The organism is Curvibacter sp. T50 (assembly GCF_057219955.1).
On record NZ_JBXVVU010000001.1, the window covers coordinates 298756 to 316022 of the forward strand.

Here is a 17267-nt window from a genome sequence, read left to right on the forward strand (position 1 = left end):
TGCACGACCCAGAACAGAACAACAGGTCACCCGCTGGCGCATGGAGCCCCCGGTTTTTCATCCTTAGGAGTCTTCCATGTCCAACCTGTTCGAGCCGACCGCTCTGGTCGTGCCCTTTGAAAAACTTCGAATGACCGACGTCGAGGTCGTCGGCGGCAAAAATGCCAGCCTGGGTGAAATGATCTCGCAGCTGCCCGAGGGCGTGAAAGTTCCCACCGGCTTTGCCACAACGGCCCATGCCTTCCGGGAATTCCTCAAGGCCGACGGCCTGGACGACCGTATCAACGCCCGATTGGCGGCACTGGATACCGACGATGTGCGAGCCCTCGCAGAAGCCGGGGCAGCGATCCGGGCAATGGTGGAGAACCAGCCCTTTCCCGCAGCGCTCGAGGTTGCGATTCGCGAAGAGTTCTCTCGACTGTCCGGTGACAACCCCGACGCTTCCTTTGCGGTGCGCTCGTCGGCGACAGCGGAAGATTTGCCTGACGCGTCGTTCGCTGGACAGCAGGAAACTTTCCTTAACGTGCATGGCATTGACGACGTGCTGCACAAGACCAAAGAAGTTTTCGCTTCCCTCTACAACGACAGGGCCATCAGCTACCGGGTGCACAAAGGCTTTGCACACTCCGAGGTTGCGCTCTCGGCGGGAGTGCAGCGCATGGTGCGCTCCGATCTCGGGGCCGCCGGAGTCATGTTCACGATTGACACCGAATCCGGATTCGAGGACGTTGTTTTCATCACCAGCAGTTACGGTCTGGGAGAAACCGTTGTTCAGGGGGCCGTCAATCCCGACGAGTTCTATGTGCACAAACCGATGCTCGCTGCGGGAAAACACGCGGTGATCCGGCGCAACCTGGGCAGCAAACTGGTCGAAATGGTGTTCGCCACGCCGCAAGAAAAGGCGGCGACGCGAAAGCTTGTCAAGACCGTGGACGTGCCGGTGGAACTGCGTAACCGCTACAGCCTGACCGAGGCGGAAGTCGAACAACTGGCCCGTTACGCCATCGTGATCGAACAGCACTACGGCCGGCCGATGGATATCGAGTGGGGCAAGGATGGCACCGACGGCCAGTTGTACATCCTCCAGGCCCGCCCCGAAACGGTAAAGAGCCAAAGCGTGGGCAAAGTGGAAACGCGTTACCGGCTCAAGGGCAAGGGGGCGGTCCTGGCGTCCGGACGGGCTATCGGTCAGAAGGTCGGTGCCGGCCCGGTTCGTCTGGTCCATAGCACGTCGGAAATGGACAAGGTGCAGCCTGGCGATGTGCTTGTGACCGACATGACCGATCCCAACTGGGAGCCGGTGATGAAACGCGCCAGCGCGATCGTGACCAATCGTGGCGGCCGTACCTGCCATGCGGCCATCATTGCCCGAGAACTCGGCATTCCGGCGGTAGTTGGCTGCGGTAGCGCAACGGAAAGCCTGAAAGACGGTACGCTGGTGACGGTCAGTTGCGCGGAAGGCGATACCGGGCACATTTACGACGGGCTGCTTGAAACCGAGGTCACCGAAGTTCGCCGGGGCGAGATGCCGGACGTGAATGTCAAGGTCATGATGAACGTCGGCAATCCGCAGTTGGCCTTCGATTTCGCCCAATTGCCCAATGCCGGTGTGGGACTGGCACGCCTGGAATTCATCATCAATAACAACATTGGCGTTCACCCCAAAGCCATCCTCGATTACCCGGCTATCGACGCCGATTTGAAGAAGGCCGTGGAGTCGGTTGCCCGAGGCCACGCTTCACCGCGGTCTTTTTATGTGGACAAGGTGGCGGAGGGCGTGGCAACGATTGCGGCGGCGTTTTGGCCCAAGCCCGTCATTGTTCGCCTGTCGGACTTCAAGTCCAACGAGTACCGCAAACTGGTGGGCGGCAGTCGGTATGAACCGGATGAAGAAAACCCGATGCTGGGTTTCCGCGGTGCGGCCCGTTATATCAGCGAGGAATTTGCGGAAGCCTTTGCCATGGAATGCGAAGCACTGAAGAGGGTGCGTGAGGAAATGGGCCTGACCAATGTCCAGGTGATGGTGCCTTTCGTGCGGACACTGGAACAGGCACGCCGCGTGACAGAACTGTTGGCCACCAAGGGCCTGCGACGTGGCGAGAATGACCTCAAACTGATCATGATGTGCGAGATTCCCAGCAATGCCATTCTTGCGGACCGATTCCTTGAGCATTTCGACGGCTTTTCTATCGGTTCGAACGACTTGACGCAGCTGACGTTGGGCCTGGACCGCGATTCGGGCCTGGAGTTGCTTGCGCAGGATTTCGACGAACGCGATCCTGCAGTCATGGCGTTGATTCAGCAGGCCATCCGTACGTGCCGTGCCCACGGAAAGTACATTGGCATCTGCGGTCAAGGTCCCAGCGACCATCCGGATTTCGCCCAGTGGCTGGTCGAGCAGGGGATCAGTTCCATCTCTCTGAACCCGGACAGTGTGGTGGCAACCTGGCAACTCCTTGCGGGAAGCCGATAGGGTCCTGCAGCCGTTGCGCAAGCCCCTGCCAGACCGCTCATGCACGATACAGCGCCCGTCGAAAATCAGCCCCGGCGGGTCCTTTGGCTGAAAGGCGGCCTGCTGGTGGTTTGGTTGATTGCCGCTTTTGGCGGAACCTTCTTCGCCAGGGAGCTTCAGTTCCTAGTTGGTGACTGGCTGGTCAGCTACTGGTTTGCTGCACAAGGCGCCGTCCTGCTGTTTCTGATCCTGGTCGTGGTCTATGCCTGGGTCATGAACCGGTGGGAAGCTGACAGTGCTGACCATGAGGGGGTGAAGCATGAGCGGTGACCCGGCGTCAACTGGCGACCGGGCTTACCGGCGCCGTATCGGGCGCAACCTGCTGCTCTTTACGGCAGGGTTTCTGGTCTTCTTCGGGGGCCTGGCCTATGCCGAGCAAAAGGGCTTCTCGCGAACGCTGATCGGTCCAATCCTGCTGTTCGCCACCGTGATGATGTACGCCGTGGTCGGGCTCTTTTCGCGGACAACGGACACCGAGGAATATTACGTCGCTGGCCGACGGATTCCCGCGGTCTATAACGGCATGGCGACGGCCGCTGACTGGATGAGCGCCGCTTCCTTCATCAGTCTCGCGGGCGCGCTGTATCTTCAGGGCTATGGCGGAACGGCAAACCAGACGGGGGGACTCGCCTATGTGCTGGGTTGGACGGGTGGCTTTGTTCTGGTGGCATTGCTGATCGCGCCCCACCTGCGCCGTCTTGAGCTCTATACCCTGCCGGACTTCTTCGCGGTTCGTTACGGTGGACGCTGGCCTCGTCTGCTTGCCGCGGGGGCGGTGGTTCTGTGTTCTTTTCCGTACGTCGTCGCGCAGATCTACGGTGTCGGTCTGATTGCCTCGCGGCTCACCGGGGTGCAGTTCGAAATCGGAATTCTCCTGGGCCTGGGAGGCGTGCTGGTGTGCTCGTTTCTGGGTGGAATGCGGGCGGTGACCTGGACGCAGGTGGCCCAATACATCGTCCTGTTGCTCGCATTTCTGATACCGGTTTCGTGGCTCGCCTACAAACAGCTGGGCAACCCGCTCGCTCCCGCCGTCTACGGTGAGCAGATCCAGAAGATCGCTCTCATCGAGCAGTTGCTGATTCATGCGCCGGCCGAGCAGGAGGTTCGCGCGATTTTTGAAGAACAGGCAAGAACCTATCGCGCGAAGCTGGAGGATGTCGATATGGCACTGGCCCGTGAGCGGGAGTTGCTGGAAGAGCGTATCTCCATGCTCAAGAAGCAGGGTGCTGATTTCTCCCTGGTGGCCCTCGCGCGTCGGGAATTGGATGCGCTGCCCAAAGATGCCGAGACAGCGCGGCGCCAGTGGACCCAGGCCATGTTTGAAAGCGCCGAGCGCGCCCAGCCTCTGGGGGGATTGCCTTTGCATAGCCAGGCGTTTGCGGGGAATCCGAACGGAACGGCAGCTGAAGCGGAGACTTACAACCGGGCGCGTTTGAACTTTGTCGCTTTGATGTTCTGCCTGATGGTCGGGACGGCTGCACTGCCCCATCTGCTGACACGTTTCTACACCACGCCAACCGTTGCCGAAGCACGGACATCCGTGGCCTGGTCTCTGTTTTTCATAGCGTTGCTTTACATCAGCGCGCCCGCGTTGGCGGCACTGGTGAAGTTCGAGGTCATGCAGGGTTTGGTGGGAACCAGTTTCGAAAACTTGCCGCGATGGATCGGCCAATGGAGTCGGGTTGACCCGGGGCTGATATCGGTGGTCGACATCAATGGCGATCGGGTTGTGCAGTTCGGCGAAATCCGATTGAGCGCGGACATGATCATGCTGGCTACCCCGGAGCTTGGCGGCTTGCCTTTTGTGGTTTCCGGGTTGGTCGCGGCCGGTGGCCTCGCAGCGGCGTTGTCGACGGCTGATGGCCTGTTGCTGACCATCAGCAACGCGATCATCCGGGACATGGCGGCCAGCAATGGCGCCGAGCCCATCCAGAAAGAGAACCGAGTCATCATTTCGAAGTTTGCGTTACTGGCCGTTGCGATGGTGGCTGCGTTGGTGGCGGCTTCGAAGCCTGCGGAGATTCTTGCACTGGTGACCGCCGCGTTTTCGTTGGCGGCCTCTGCGCTGTTCCCCGCGATGGTTCTCGGCATTTACTGGCGGCGCGCATCCGGAAGCGCCGCGGTGGCGGGAATGGCTGTGGGATTGGCCGTGACCATGTACTACATGGTCAGCAATTTTGGCCTGCTCGGGAACGTGCTAGGCGTTGAAATTTCATCCGGGCTCTGGTTTGGCATTCATCCGGTTTCAGCGGGGGTTTTTGGTGTTCCGGCCGGGATGGCCGTGATCCTGGCGATCAGTCTTGTCGAAGGACGGTTCGTTCGACGGGCCTGATTGGATGAACGGGCTATAATCTAAGGCTTACCTTGCCGCACCCCGTCTGACGCTGGGGGCGGCTGTCTTTTCCCCGAAAGGGTATCCATAAGGAGTCTGAATGCGTCACTATGAAATCGTGCTGTTGATCCATCCGGATCAGAGCGAACAAGTTCCCGCCATGCTCGAGCGTTACAAGGGCATGATCACGGCTGGCGGTGGTGCTGTGCACCGAGTGGAAGACTGGGGCCGCCGTCAACTGGCCTACCAGATCAACAAGCTGGCGAAAGCGCACTACCTTTGCATCAACATCGAGGCGGACCTGGCTGTCATGGCCGAACTGGAGCACGCGTTCCGTTTCAATGACGCGGTATTGCGTCACCTGACAGTGCAGAAAAAGAAAGCGGACACCGGCCCGTCTTCGATGATGAAGACCGTCGAGCGCGAAGAGGCGCGCAAAGCCAACCAAGCCGATTTTGCCGCCTGACGTGTGGGCTGCCGGCTCAGCGTGAACCAGATCCACCTTACGGCCAATATCGTTGCGCAGGATGCGCTGCGATTTACACCGGCCGGAGTTCCCGCCGTGGACTTGCGCCTTTCGCATGAATCCTCCCAAGAGGAAGCCGGCGCAATCCGGCACGTAAGGCTGGTTTTGCGGGCTGTCGCCTTCGGATTGTTGGCCGAACGTTTGTCGCGAGTTTCGTTGCAGCAGGCGTGGCGGTTCACCGGATTTCTGGCGAGCAGCCCCTCGGGTCGGTCGGCCGTTTTGCACATTCAAGAGTTTCAACCAGTTTAGTTTCAGGAGGCCCCATGGCCACGTTCAAAAAATTCAACAAGGACAAGCGTCCTAAGCGCAACACCCAGTCCCTGCTGTTCAAGCGCAAGCGCTTCTGCCGTTTCACCGTCACCGGCGTCGAGGAAATCGACTACAAAGACGTCGACACCCTGCGCGATTTCATTGCCGAGAACGGCAAGATCATCCCCGCGCGTCTCACCGGCACCCGTGCCATTTTCCAGCGTCAGTTGAACACCGCGATCAAGCGGGCGCGCTTCCTGGCACTTGTGCCCTACAGCGACCAGCACCGCGTCTGAGGAGTACGACCATGCAAATCATTCTTCTTGAAAAGGTCGTCAACGTCGGTAACCTCGGCGATATCGTCAAGGTCAAGGACGGCTATGCCCGCAACTTCCTGATCCCTACCGGCCTTGCCCGTCGCGCAACCGAAGCCAACAAGGCGGAGTTTGAAGCTCGCCGTGTCGAGCTCGAGAAATCGGCCGCTGCCAAGTTCGCGCAAGCTCAGGCGCAAGGCGAAAAGCTCGCGGGCCTGAATGTCAAGGTGACCCAGAAGGCTGGCGTGGATGGCCGCCTGTTCGGTTCTGTCACCAATCATGACATCGCTGAAGAGCTCAACAAACAAGGGTACGGCGTGGTCAAATCCCAGGTCCGCATGCCAAATGGACCGATCAAACACGTCGGTGAGAGCTCGGTCAACGTAGCGCTCCATACCGATGTGGTGGTTGAAGTCAGCGTAACCGTCTACGGCGAAACCTCCTGACCTTACTTTGGGCCTTGCCGCCCGCCAGAGCCGCCAGCCTCGCTGGCGGCTTTTTCGTTTCCGGGGGGCTGCGTCGAGTTGTACCCGGCAGTCCGCACTTCCTGCACAGCTTATCAACAGACTTGTCCGGTGACGAACGAACCGACAGTCGCTAGCATGCCCGCTTTGAACTGATCCGCGCCTATGTCCAGTCTTTCGCCTTTTGAGCCTCTGAGCCCGTACGACGATGCGGAGATGGATGCACAGGTGTCGCGTCTCCGGGTCCCACCCCATTCCAACGAAGCCGAGTCGAGTGTCCTGGGGGGCCTGCTGCTGGACAACGGCGCATGGGATCGTGTCGGAGACCTGCTGGTTGACAGCGATTTCTATCGTTATGAGCATCGCCTGGTGTACGCAGCCATTGGCGCCCTCATCAACAGTTCCCGTCCGGCCGACGTGATCACTGTTCATGAACATCTGCGCAACCAGGGTAAGGCAGACGAAGTGGGGGGCTTGCCTTATCTCAACGCATTGGCTCAGTATGTTCCCAGCGCCAGCAACATCCGCCGTTACGCGGAAATCGTTCGGGAGCGGGCAATTCTGCGCAAGCTGGTGACTGCGAGTGATGAAATCTCCACAACCGCGTTCAATCCGCAGGGCAAGCCGGTCGATCGCATCCTGGATGAGGCGGAGCAGAAAATCTTCAATATCGGCGAGGAAGGCTCCCGGATGAAACAGGGGTTCCAATCGATGGACTCCCTGGTGGTGCAGTTGCTCGACCGAGTGCAGGAGATGGCCGACAACCCGAACGACATTACCGGAGTACCCACGGGCTTTCACGATCTGGATCGCATGACCTCAGGATTCCAGGCGGGTGACATGATTGTGCTGGCGGCTCGTCCGTCCATGGGGAAAACCGCCTTCGCCATCAACATTGCCGAACATGTTGCCTTGAACGAAGGCCTGCCGGTTGCCGTGTTCTCGATGGAAATGGGTGCGGCGCAACTGGCTGTTCGAATTGTCGGGTCGATCGGTCGCATTGATCAGGGGCATCTTCGAACGGGAAAACTCAGCGACGAAGAATGGCCCCGCCTGACCGAGGCAATCGAGAAGCTGCGTACCGTGTCGCTGCATATCGACGAATCCCCCGGGCTGAGCAGCAGCGAATTGCGGGCCAATGCCCGCCGGTTGGCGCGCCAATGCGGCAAGCTGGGCCTGATTGTGGTCGACTACCTGCAATTGATGAGTGGTTCGTCGTCGGACGGCGAAAACCGAGCAACCGAACTGGGCGAAATCTCACGCGGCCTGAAAATGCTCGCCAAAGAATTGCAGTGCCCGGTGATCGCCCTGTCACAGCTCAACCGAAGTGTCGAAACCCGAACCGACAAGCGGCCGATGATGAGCGACTTGCGCGAATCCGGAGCGATCGAGCAGGATGCCGACATCATCATGTTCATCTACCGGGACGACTATTACAACAAGGATTCACGCGAACCCGGTGTGGCCGAGATCATCATTGGCAAACAGCGCAATGGGCCAACGGGGACGGTGAAACTCGCTTTCCTCAAGCCGCTGACCCGTTTCGAAAGTCTGGCCAGCGGCGCCGGCGACGACTTCTGAGTGGCGCATCGGCACGGGCTCGGGCAGAGGTCGCGTGCCCTCTGACACGCCCCTGCCCGGCGCGGGAGTATCTGGGCACTGTCGCGGCCGCTGCTCGCCGCCGCCGTTTTTTACAGCACCTCGCTGGCGAAATCGGCCAGACGTGAACGTTCGCCGCGCGCCAGCGTGATGTGTCCGCTGTGGGGCCAGCCCTTGAACCGGTCAACGGCATACGTGAGGCCGGAGGAACCCTCGGTCAGGTACGGTGTGTCGATCTGGGCTAGATTTCCCATGCAGACGATTTTGGTGCCCGGCCCCGCCCGGGTGATCAGGGTCTTGATCTGTTTCGGAGTGAGGTTCTGGGCCTCGTCGATGATCACGAACTTGTTGAGAAAGGTCCGACCCCGCATGAAATTCATGCTTTTGATCTTGATGCGACTTCGGATCAGCTCGTTGGTCGCTGCACGCCCCCACTCGCCGGCACCGCCGCCGTCGCCCTTCGCAAGAAACTCCAGGTTGTCATCCAGTGCCCCCATCCAGGGGCCCATCTTTTCTTCTTCGGTTCCAGGCAGGAAGCCGATGTCTTCGCCCACGCTGACGGTGGCACGGGTCATGATGATTTCGGTATAGCGGCGTTCGTCCAGTACCTGGGTCAGGCCGGATGCAAGGGCCATCAAGGTTTTGCCGGTGCCCGCAGTGCCGGTCAGGGTGACGAAATCCACCTCCGGGTCCATCAGCAGATTCATGGCGAAATTCTGCTCCCGGTTCCTGGCGGCCACGCCCCATACCGCTTGTTTGAGGTGGGTGAAGTCCTTGAGCGTTTTCAGCACCGCCGTCTTTCCGCGGATTTCAGTCACCCGTGCGTACAGTGTCGGCTCGCCGGGCGCTTCCAGGAAGACAAACTGGTTGATCAGCAGGTTGGGTACCACCGGCCCGCTGATGCGGTAGAACGTGTGCACCCCTTGTTGCCAGCTTTCCACCTGTTTTCCATGGCGGGCCCAGAAGTCCGGCGGCAAGGGCAGTGCCCCCGAATACAGCAAATCGCCGTCTTCCAGCGCCTTGTCGTTCTGGTAGTCCTCAGCAGCCAGACCCAAGGCACGGGCTTTGACTCGCATATTGATGTCTTTTGACACCAGAACAACGTCCCGTCCGTCATGGTGTTCGCGCAAGGCTTCGACGACACCCAGAATCTGGTTGTCGGCTTTGCCTTGGGGAAGGCTGGTTGGCAGGGCGTAGTTCAGTGGCTGCGTCTGGAAAAACAGCTTGCCACCGGCCTCGCGATGACCGGTTGCGCGCAGAGGCAAACCGGCCGCAATATCCGCCCCTTGACTGCCCGCAAGGCCGTCCAGCATGCGGCTGGCCTGCCGTGCATTGCGGGCGACTTCCGTCATCCCTTTTTTGTGGCCGTCGAGTTCCTCCAGCACGATCATGGGCAGGAAGATGTCGTGCTCTTCGAAATTGAACAGGCACATCGGATCGTGCATCAACACATTGGTGTCCAGCACAAACAGCTTTGTCTTGGCGCCTGCAGCGGCTGTGCCGGCCTTTCGCGGCGCGGGACGGGTTCTCCGCCGGGCGGACGCGGCCCCGTGGGCCTCTTCGGGCGGCCGTGCTGCCGGACCTGCCGCTGAAAGCTCAGCTGGATCGGAAGGTGCGACAGTCTTTTCCGCTACAACGACGGGCAAAGGCGGAGATCGGTCAGCAACAGCGGGGCGTGTGGCACTGCCGCGACCAGTGTTCCTGATTTTTTTCGTGGGCGCTACGGAGGTCGCGGGGCGCTCAGACGATCCTTCGGGTTCGGCCCGTGAACGGGCGCTTGCGTGAACGTCTGCCGAAGCGGGCGCCTGGCTCGCAAATGCGGCAGGTGTTACGGTGTCGGCCCGTTTTCTGGGCGGAGGAGGCAGGGGCATGGTCTATCAGGAGGGGGCGGCCGTCGTTACGGTTGATGCCGCCCAAAAAAAAGCCGCCTGGAGAGCGAGGCGGCTGGCTGGATGGGAAGCTTTGCGGTCAACCGGTTGCATGAAACCATTATGCCGTAGCGGTGTGACGGCAACCGCAACACGGGGGGGCGAACAAATTCAGGCTGCTTTCTTCAGGACCTTGACGGCCTTAAGAACCTCTTCGACGTGCCCCGGCACCTTCAATCCGCGCCATTCCTGCTTGAGGGTGCCGTCAGCGCCGATCAGGAAGGTGCTCCGTTCGATTCCTTTGACCTTCTTGCCATACATGATCTTGTTCTTGACCACGCCGAACATGTGACACATTTTCTCTTCGGTGTCGGCAATCAACTCGAAAGGCAGTTCCAGCTTGGCTTTGAAATCATCGTGGGATTTCATGTTGTCGCGCGAGACACCGAAAACCACGGCGCCCGCCTTGACGAAATCCTTGTATTTGTCCCGGAACTGCATGGCCTCGGTCGTACAGCCCGGGGTGTTGTCCTTGGGATAGAAATAGAGGATGACGGTCTGTCCGTGGTGGGAGGTATTGGAGACCTTGACACCGCCGGTCGCGTTCGCTTCGAATTCGGGGATGGGCTTGTTGACAACAATCGCCATGGATGCAAGTCTCTTCTAGGGTGTGGCCGAGTGGCGAACCGGCAACCGGCCCCGTGACAGGAAGGGCCGTCGATAGCGCCGCAACCGACTATTTTACCCCTTTTCCGAGGGGTTTCCGTCAGTCTCAAGCAAGATCGCGGCGACAACCCTCCGGCCCTCGCTGGCCAGGATGTTGTAGGTGCGACAGGCCGCGGGTGAATCCATGGTTTCTACACCGATGCGGCGCGCGACCAGTGCTTGCAGCCAGACGGGCTGCGGAAACCGCAGGCGCAGCCCACTGCCGAACAGGACAATTTCCGCGTCCTGAGCAGAAAGGGCGGTGAAACTTTCGGCGCACAGGCTCCCGAACTGGTGCCAGGGCCAGGGTTCAATGCGGCCGTTGGCATTCACGATCAGGCTGGACGCGTACCGTTGCCCGTTGACTGCCAGCCACCCCGGGCCATAGGCATTGATGGCCGGGGCGTCAAAGCGGTCCGGTTGGAGTTTCATGGCGTCGGCGAGGCCCGTGGGGCCGCGAGGAGAGGTTGGAACTGTGGTCAAATTATAGGTTTTCACCCGTGACAGCGCCCCCGGGAGGGACTTTGAAAACCGTTCACAAATCCGCCAAGCTTGCCAATGTGCTCTATGACGTTCGCGGCCCGATCGTCGAGGCGGCCAAGCAGATGGAGGATGAAGGCCAGAAGATCATCAAGCTCAATATCGGCAACCTCGCGCCGTTCGGCTTTGATGCGCCAGAAGAAATCCAGCAGGACATGATCCGCAACCTGCCCAATTCGGCCGGTTACTCCGACAGCAAGGGCATTTTTGCCGCGCGCAAGGCGGTCATGCATTACACCCAGCAGCAGCAGGTTCAGGGTGTCACGCTGGAAGATATCTACCTGGGCAACGGAGCCAGCGAATTGATCGTGATGGCCGCCAATGCCCTGCTTGACAACGGCGATGAACTGCTGGTGCCGTCGCCAGACTACCCACTGTGGACCGCGGCAACCAGCCTGTCGGGCGGCGCGCCAGTCCATTACCGCTGCGACGAAGGCAACGGCTGGCAGCCGGATCTGGCCGACATGCGCGCGAAGATCACGCCCCGGACCAAGGGGATCGTGGTGATCAACCCCAACAATCCGACCGGCGTGCTCTACAGCGACGAGTTGCTGCGGGGCATTGTTGCGCTGGCACGCGAGTTCGGCCTGGTCCTGCTGGCCGACGAGGTCTACGACAAAGTGCTGTATGACGGCGTTCGGCATACGGCCATGGCCAGTTTGTCGACCGATGTGCTGACGCTGACCTTCAACTCGCTGTCCAAGGCCTACCGTTCCTGTGGCTACCGCGCCGGGTGGATGGTGGTCTCCGGCCCGAAGGAGATCGCGCGGGACTTCATCGAAGGCCTGAACATGCTGGCCAACCTCAAGCTGGGCTCCAACGTGCCCGGGCAGTGGGCGATCCAGACCGCCCTGGGCGGCTACCAGAGCATCAATGACCTGGTCAAGGAAGGCGGCCGGCTGCGCCGCCAGCGCGATCTGGCCTACGAGCTGATCACCGCGATTCCGGGGGTCAGCTGTGTCAAACCGCAGGCGGCGCTGTACATGTTTCCGCGCCTGGACCCGCAGATCTATCCGATTGACGACGACCGTCAGTTCTTCATGGAAGTGCTGCGGGCAACGCGGGTGATGCTGGTGCAGGGCTCGGGCTTCAACTACCCGGACAACCAGCACTTTCGCATCGTGTTCCTGCCGCACGAGGATGACCTGCGGGAAGCCATCGGCCGCCTGGCCCGCTTCCTGGAGGCGTACCGCAAGCGTCACGGCACCTGATGCCGAATCGTTTTTGATAGCAAACAACCACCTTTTTACGCTGGGTATTGGCGTTTTTCGAGGAAAACCGGGTATGAAACCGATTCAAGTAGGTCTTCTGGGCATTGGCACCGTCGGCAGCGGCACGTTCAACGTGCTGCGCCGCAACCAGGAAGAGATCCGCCGCCGAGCGGGCCGCGGCATTGCCATCACCATGGTCGCCGACCTGGATGTCGCACGTGCCCAGGTCGTCGTCGGCCCGGATGTGACGGTGGTGAATGACGCACGCGCCGTGATTGCCAACCCCGACATCGACATCGTGATCGAACTGATCGGCGGCTACGGCATTGCCAGGGCGCTGGTGCTGGAAGCCATCGCGGCGGGCAAACATGTGGTCACCGCCAACAAGGCGCTGCTGGCGGTGCATGGCACAGAAATCTTCGCGGCGGCGTCGGCCAAAGGTGTCATGGTCGCGTTTGAAGCGGCCGTGGCCGGCGGCATACCCATCATCAAGGCGCTGCGCGAGGGGCTCACCGCCAATCGCGTTGAATGGGTGGCCGGGATCATCAATGGCACGACCAACTTCATCCTGTCCGAAATGCGCGACAAGGGTCTGGATTTCGATGTGGTGCTTAAGGAAGCGCAGCGCCTGGGCTACGCCGAGACGGACCCCACCTTCGATATCGAAGGGGTGGACGCCGCCCACAAAGCCACGATCATGAGCGCCATTGCCTTCGGCATTCCGGTGCAGTTCGACAAAGCGTATGTCGAAGGAATTACCCGACTCGCCGCTGCCGACATCCGCTATGCCGAGCAACTCGGCTACCGCATCAAGCTGCTGGGTGTGGCCAAACGGCGGGATGCGGGCGTCGAACTGCGTGTGCACCCGACGCTGGTGCCGGCCAAACGCCTCATCGCCAATGTCGAAGGGGCCATGAACGCGGTCATGGTCCACGGCGACGCGGTAGGCACCACGCTCTACTACGGCAAGGGCGCAGGCTCCGAGCCGACCGCCAGCGCCGTCATCGCCGATTTGGTGGACGTCACCCGCCTGCACACCGCCGACCCGCAAAACCGCGTGCCACACCTGGCGTTTCAGGCCGATTCGCTGAGCGGCTTGCCCGTGCTGCCCATGGCCGAGGTGGTCACCAGCTACTACCTGCGTCTGCGGGTGGCTGACCAGGCGGGCGTGCTCGCCCAGGTGACCGGTATCGTGGCCCGGGCCGGCGTCAGCATTGACGCGGTCCTTCAGCGCGAAGCGGCCGAAATCGGCGGCGAGGGCGCCACCTCCACCGACCTGATCATGCTCACCCATGAGACCCGCGAGGGCACCCTGAACGCGGTGCTTGCCGAGCTGCAGGCCTTGCCCACCGTGCTGGCGCCGATTGTCCGCATCCGCAAGGAAGAGCTCAACTGATGCTGTACCTGTCCACGCGCGGCGATCCGGGCCGCAAACATTTCTGCGAAATCCTGCTTGAAGGCCTGGCGCCCGACGGTGGCCTGTACTTGCCCGAGGCCTATCCGCAGGTCGACGGCGCGCTGGCCGCCTGGCGGACCGTCTGGCAGACGCGGGGCTATGCGGCGCTGGCATTTGAAATCCTGTCGCTGTACATCGACGACATCCCGGCGGCGGATCTCAAGGCGATCTGCGACAAGACCTACACCGAGGCCGTGTTCGGCACGCCGCAGATCGTCCCGCTCAAGCCGCTGGAGCCGGGCCTGACGCTCGAAGCCCTGTCCAATGGCCCCACGCTGGCCTTCAAGGACATGGCGATGCAGCTGCTGGGCAACCTGTTCGAATACGAACTGGGCCGCCGCGGCGAGCAGCTCAACATCCTGGGGGCCACCAGCGGCGACACCGGCAGCGCGGCCGAATACGCCATGCGCGGCAAAAAGGGCGTGCGGGTCTTCATGACCAGCCCGCACGGGCGCATGAGCCCGTTCCAGCAGGCACAGATGTTCAGCCTGATGGACGAGAACATCCACAACATCGCGATCGAGGGCGTGTTCGACGACTGCCAGGACATCGTCAAGGCGGTGTCCAACGACCTCGAATTCAAGCGCCGCTACAGGATCGGCACCGTCAACTCCATCAACTGGGCCCGCCTGCTGGCGCAGGTGGTGTACTACTTCGCCGGCTACTTTCAGGCCACGTCCGACAACACGCAGCAGGTCTCCTTCACCGTGCCGTCCGGCAATTTCGGCAACGTCTGCGCCGGCCACGTGGCCCGCATGATGGGACTGCCGATCAGACAGCTGGTGGTGGCGACGAATGAGAACGACGTGCTCGACGAGTTCTTCCGCACCGGTGTCTACCGCGTGCGGGGCAGCGCCGACACGCACGAAACCTCCAGCCCGTCGATGGACATTTCCAAGGCCAGCAACTTCGAGCGTTTTGTGTTCGACCTGCTCGGGCGCGACGGCGCGCGGACCAAGGCGCTGTTTGGCGACGCCCTCAACCAGGCCGGCCGTTTCGACCTGAGCGCGTACCCGGCGTTTGCCGACGCCGCCGCGCGCTACGGATTTGTCAGCGGCAAGAGCACCCATGCCGACCGGCTGGCCACCATCCGTGACACCTGGGAGCGCTTTGGCGTGATGATCGACACCCACACCGCCGACGGCGTGAAGGTGGCGCGCGCGCATCTGGATGCCGCGGTGCCGATGATCGTGCTGGAGACCGCGCTGCCGATCAAGTTCGCCGCGACCATCGTCGAGGCGCTGGGCCGCGAGCCCGACCGGCCGGCCCAGTTTGCCGGTATCGAGGCGCTGCCCAAGCGGGTGTCGGTGATGCCGGCCGATGCGCAGGCGGTCAAAGCCCTGATTGCGCGGGTTTGTGGTTGAAATTGCCCCATACCCATCGCAAAAAGGTCGTTGTTTGCTATGAAGTTTGAATATTCCGGAGTCTTCTGATGCGGGTGGTCGGACTGGCCGGCCGCTCTGGAGCCGGCAAAACCACGGTGGCCGAGGCGGTCATCGCCCGCCTGCGCCAGCGGGGCCTTCGGGTTTCGGTCGTCAAACACGCCCACCATGAATTCGAGATTGACACGCCTGGCAAAGACACCTGGCGCCATCGTCAGGCCGGTGCGTTCGAGGTGGTGATTGCGTCGGACCAGCGTCTGGCCTTGCTGCGCGAATTCGAGCGGACAGCCAGCTTGTCCGTTCACCACCTGATCGCCGAACTCTACGAGGGCGTGGACTGGGTGATCGTCGAAGGCTTCAAGGACGGCGATCTGCCGAAAATCGAGGTCATTCGTCCGAGCACCGGACAACCGGCGCAGTACGACGAAGATCCGTTTGTCCTGGCCGTGGCCACCGACGATGCCGCTGCGCTGCCCTGGCCGACGGACCGCCCGGTCCTGAACCTCAACGACCCGGAGGGGCTGACCGCCTGGCTCATCGACAATCAGGACCGTTTCGACTACCTGCCCGAGCGTTATCTGCCATGACAGCACCCCCGCCGCCCCGCGCACCGTTGATGCCCCTGGACGAGGCGCGACGCGCCGTGCTGGAGGGCCTGTTGCCACTGGCGACGACCGAAACCGTGGCCACGGTGAACGCCAAGGGCCGTTTTCTGGCGCAGGACCTGGTCAGTCCGCTGCAGGTGCCCCCCCAGGACAACAGCTCCATGGATGGTTATGCCCTGTGTGCCGCCGACGTGCGTGAGGCCCGGATGGTGCTGCGGGTATCTCAGCGGGTGCCGGCCGGAACGGCGCCCCATGCCCTGGAGCCGGGTACCGCGGCACGCATTTTCACTGGCGCACCGATTCCGCCCGGTGCCGATACCGTGGTCATGCAGGAGGACACGGAACCGGTGGGCGGCGATGTCCATGGGGTGCGGCTGCTGTCCGTGCCCCAGGCCGGACAGTGGATTCGGCGTGCCGGGGAAGATGTCACCCGGGGCGCGGTAGTCCTGCGCCGCGGGCAGCGCATCGGCCCGGCGGAAGCGGGTCTGGCCGCCAGTCTCGGCCGGGCGGATTTGCCGGTCGTCGCCCGGCCCCGCGTGGCCCTGTTTTCCACCGGCGACGAACTCGTCATGCCGGGCGAGCGGGCGCCTGAGCAGATGCCCGCAGGTGCCATCTACAACAGCAACCGGTTCATGCTGCGCGCGCTGCTGGAGCAGCTGGGTTGCGCCGTCAGCGATCTGGGCATCGTTCCGGACCGACGCGAAGCCACGGTCGACGCCTTGCGCCAGGCGGCGCAGGGGCATGACCTGATTGTCACCAGTGGCGGCGTCTCTGTCGGCGAAGAAGACCATATCAAGCCCGCCGTGTTGCAGCTTGGCCGCCTCAACCTGTGGCAGATCGCCATGAAACCGGGCAAGCCCCTGGCATTCGGCGCGGTGCGCCGCTCGGACGCGGCTGATGACAGCTGCCATTTCATGGGGCTGCCCGGAAATCCGGTTTCCAGCTTCGTGACTTTCCTGCTGCTGGTGCGACCATTTCTGCTGCGCCTTTCCGGTGTGGCGGACCCGCTCGCCCTCGACGCCGCCCGGGCACTGCAGCTGCGCGCGGACTTCGACCTGCCCCGGCCGGACCGGCGGCGCGAGTTCCTGCGCGTACGGCGCAACACGAGCGGCGGTCTCGACCTGTTTCCCAACCAGAGCTCAGGGGTGCTGACCTCCGCCGTCTGGGGTGACGGGCTGGTGGACAACCCCGCGGGAACCGCCATTCGGCGGGGCGATCTGGTCAGTTACTTTTCTTTCTCGGACTTGCTGGCATGAACGTCGAATTGCGCTACTTCGCCTCCATCCGCGAGACCATCGGCTCCGGTCGCGAATCGGTCGATACGACCGCCCCCACACTGGCGGCACTGCGCGACGAGCTGATCGCCCGCGGTGGCGCCTATGCCCAGGCCCTGGCCCGCGGGCGGGCCGTCCGGGTGTCGCTCAACCAGACCATGGTCGACGAGACAGCAACGCTCCCGGCAGGAGCAGAGGTCGCCTTCTTCCCGCCGGTGACCGGAGGTTGA

17 protein-coding genes are annotated in these 17267 nt (G+C 61.9%); 14 read left to right on the forward strand and 3 right to left on the reverse strand.

Features of this window, described 5'->3' with window-relative positions; translation table 11 throughout:
* The first annotated feature begins 76 nt into the window (after window positions 1-76).
* The 8 genes from ppsA (at window position 77) to dnaB (ending at window position 7978) form a co-directional block, all read left to right on the forward strand.
* A complete protein-coding gene (ppsA, locus tag AC2EBU_RS01370) occupies window positions 77-2473 on the forward strand; it encodes a phosphoenolpyruvate synthase (RefSeq protein ID WP_484608598.1) in 2397 nt (798 codons plus the stop codon).
* 39 nt (window positions 2474-2512) lie between these two features.
* A complete protein-coding gene (locus AC2EBU_RS01375; RefSeq protein ID WP_484608599.1) occupies window positions 2513-2782 on the forward strand; it encodes a DUF4212 domain-containing protein in 270 nt (89 codons plus the stop codon).
* A complete protein-coding gene (locus tag AC2EBU_RS01380) occupies window positions 2772-4844 on the forward strand; it encodes a VC_2705 family sodium/solute symporter (protein WP_484608600.1) in 2073 nt (690 codons plus the stop codon). The genes AC2EBU_RS01375 and AC2EBU_RS01380 overlap by 11 nt, the downstream gene beginning before the upstream one ends.
* A gap of 100 nt (window positions 4845-4944) precedes the next feature.
* On the forward strand, window positions 4945-5310 hold the full coding sequence (gene rpsF / locus AC2EBU_RS01385) for a 30S ribosomal protein S6 (RefSeq protein WP_484608601.1): 366 nt from the start codon (window positions 4945-4947) through the stop codon (window positions 5308-5310).
* 21 nt (window positions 5311-5331) lie between these two features.
* Complete coding sequence (priB, locus tag AC2EBU_RS01390; protein ID WP_484608602.1) at window positions 5332-5619, forward strand: primosomal replication protein N; 288 nt, start codon at window positions 5332-5334, stop codon at window positions 5617-5619.
* Window positions 5620-5633: 14 nt separating this feature from the next.
* Window positions 5634-5915, forward strand: a complete 282-nt coding sequence (rpsR, locus tag AC2EBU_RS01395) for a 30S ribosomal protein S18 (protein WP_484608603.1) — start codon at window positions 5634-5636, stop codon at window positions 5913-5915.
* Window positions 5916-5926: 11 nt separating this feature from the next.
* The gene (rplI, locus tag AC2EBU_RS01400; RefSeq protein ID WP_484608604.1) at window positions 5927-6379 is read left to right on the forward strand and encodes a 50S ribosomal protein L9; all 453 of its coding nucleotides are present in this window, start codon (window positions 5927-5929) and stop codon (window positions 6377-6379) included.
* 183 nt (window positions 6380-6562) lie between these two features.
* Window positions 6563-7978, forward strand: coding sequence for a replicative DNA helicase (gene dnaB / locus AC2EBU_RS01405; protein WP_484608605.1), 1416 nt, complete (start codon window positions 6563-6565; stop codon window positions 7976-7978).
* A gap of 110 nt (window positions 7979-8088) precedes the next feature.
* On the opposite strand, the gene AC2EBU_RS01410 is transcribed toward dnaB, so the two are convergent.
* From AC2EBU_RS01410 to AC2EBU_RS01420, 3 genes are all read right to left on the reverse strand, one after another.
* On the reverse strand, window positions 8089-9867 hold the full coding sequence (locus tag AC2EBU_RS01410; protein ID WP_484608606.1) for a PhoH family protein: 1779 nt from the start codon (window positions 9865-9867) through the stop codon (window positions 8089-8091).
* Between the two features lie 168 nt (window positions 9868-10035).
* The gene (locus tag AC2EBU_RS01415) at window positions 10036-10512 is read right to left on the reverse strand and encodes a peroxiredoxin (RefSeq protein ID WP_484608607.1); all 477 of its coding nucleotides are present in this window, start codon (window positions 10510-10512) and stop codon (window positions 10036-10038) included.
* A 93-nt stretch (window positions 10513-10605) separates the two neighbouring features.
* A complete protein-coding gene (locus AC2EBU_RS01420) occupies window positions 10606-11001 on the reverse strand; it encodes an Mth938-like domain-containing protein (protein WP_484608608.1) in 396 nt (131 codons plus the stop codon).
* Between the two features lie 92 nt (window positions 11002-11093).
* Between AC2EBU_RS01420 and AC2EBU_RS01425 the strand changes: the two genes are divergently transcribed.
* From AC2EBU_RS01425 to AC2EBU_RS01450, 6 genes are all read left to right on the forward strand, one after another.
* A complete protein-coding gene (locus tag AC2EBU_RS01425; protein ID WP_484608609.1) occupies window positions 11094-12320 on the forward strand; it encodes a pyridoxal phosphate-dependent aminotransferase in 1227 nt (408 codons plus the stop codon).
* Between the two features lie 73 nt (window positions 12321-12393).
* A complete protein-coding gene (locus tag AC2EBU_RS01430) occupies window positions 12394-13716 on the forward strand; it encodes a homoserine dehydrogenase (protein WP_484608610.1) in 1323 nt (440 codons plus the stop codon).
* On the forward strand, window positions 13716-15140 hold the full coding sequence (gene thrC, locus AC2EBU_RS01435) for a threonine synthase (RefSeq protein ID WP_484608611.1): 1425 nt from the start codon (window positions 13716-13718) through the stop codon (window positions 15138-15140). Before AC2EBU_RS01430 ends, thrC begins: the two co-directional genes overlap by 1 nt.
* 68 nt (window positions 15141-15208) lie before the next feature.
* On the forward strand, window positions 15209-15745 hold the full coding sequence (gene mobB, locus AC2EBU_RS01440) for a molybdopterin-guanine dinucleotide biosynthesis protein B (protein WP_484608612.1): 537 nt from the start codon (window positions 15209-15211) through the stop codon (window positions 15743-15745).
* Window positions 15742-17019 carry a molybdopterin molybdotransferase MoeA gene (locus AC2EBU_RS01445; protein ID WP_484608613.1) on the forward strand — a complete coding sequence of 426 codons (1278 nt, stop codon included), beginning with the start codon at window positions 15742-15744 and terminating at the stop codon, window positions 17017-17019. Before mobB ends, AC2EBU_RS01445 begins: the two co-directional genes overlap by 4 nt.
* Window positions 17016-17267, forward strand: a complete 252-nt coding sequence (locus tag AC2EBU_RS01450; protein ID WP_484608614.1) for a MoaD/ThiS family protein — start codon at window positions 17016-17018, stop codon at window positions 17265-17267. The genes AC2EBU_RS01445 and AC2EBU_RS01450 overlap by 4 nt, the downstream gene beginning before the upstream one ends.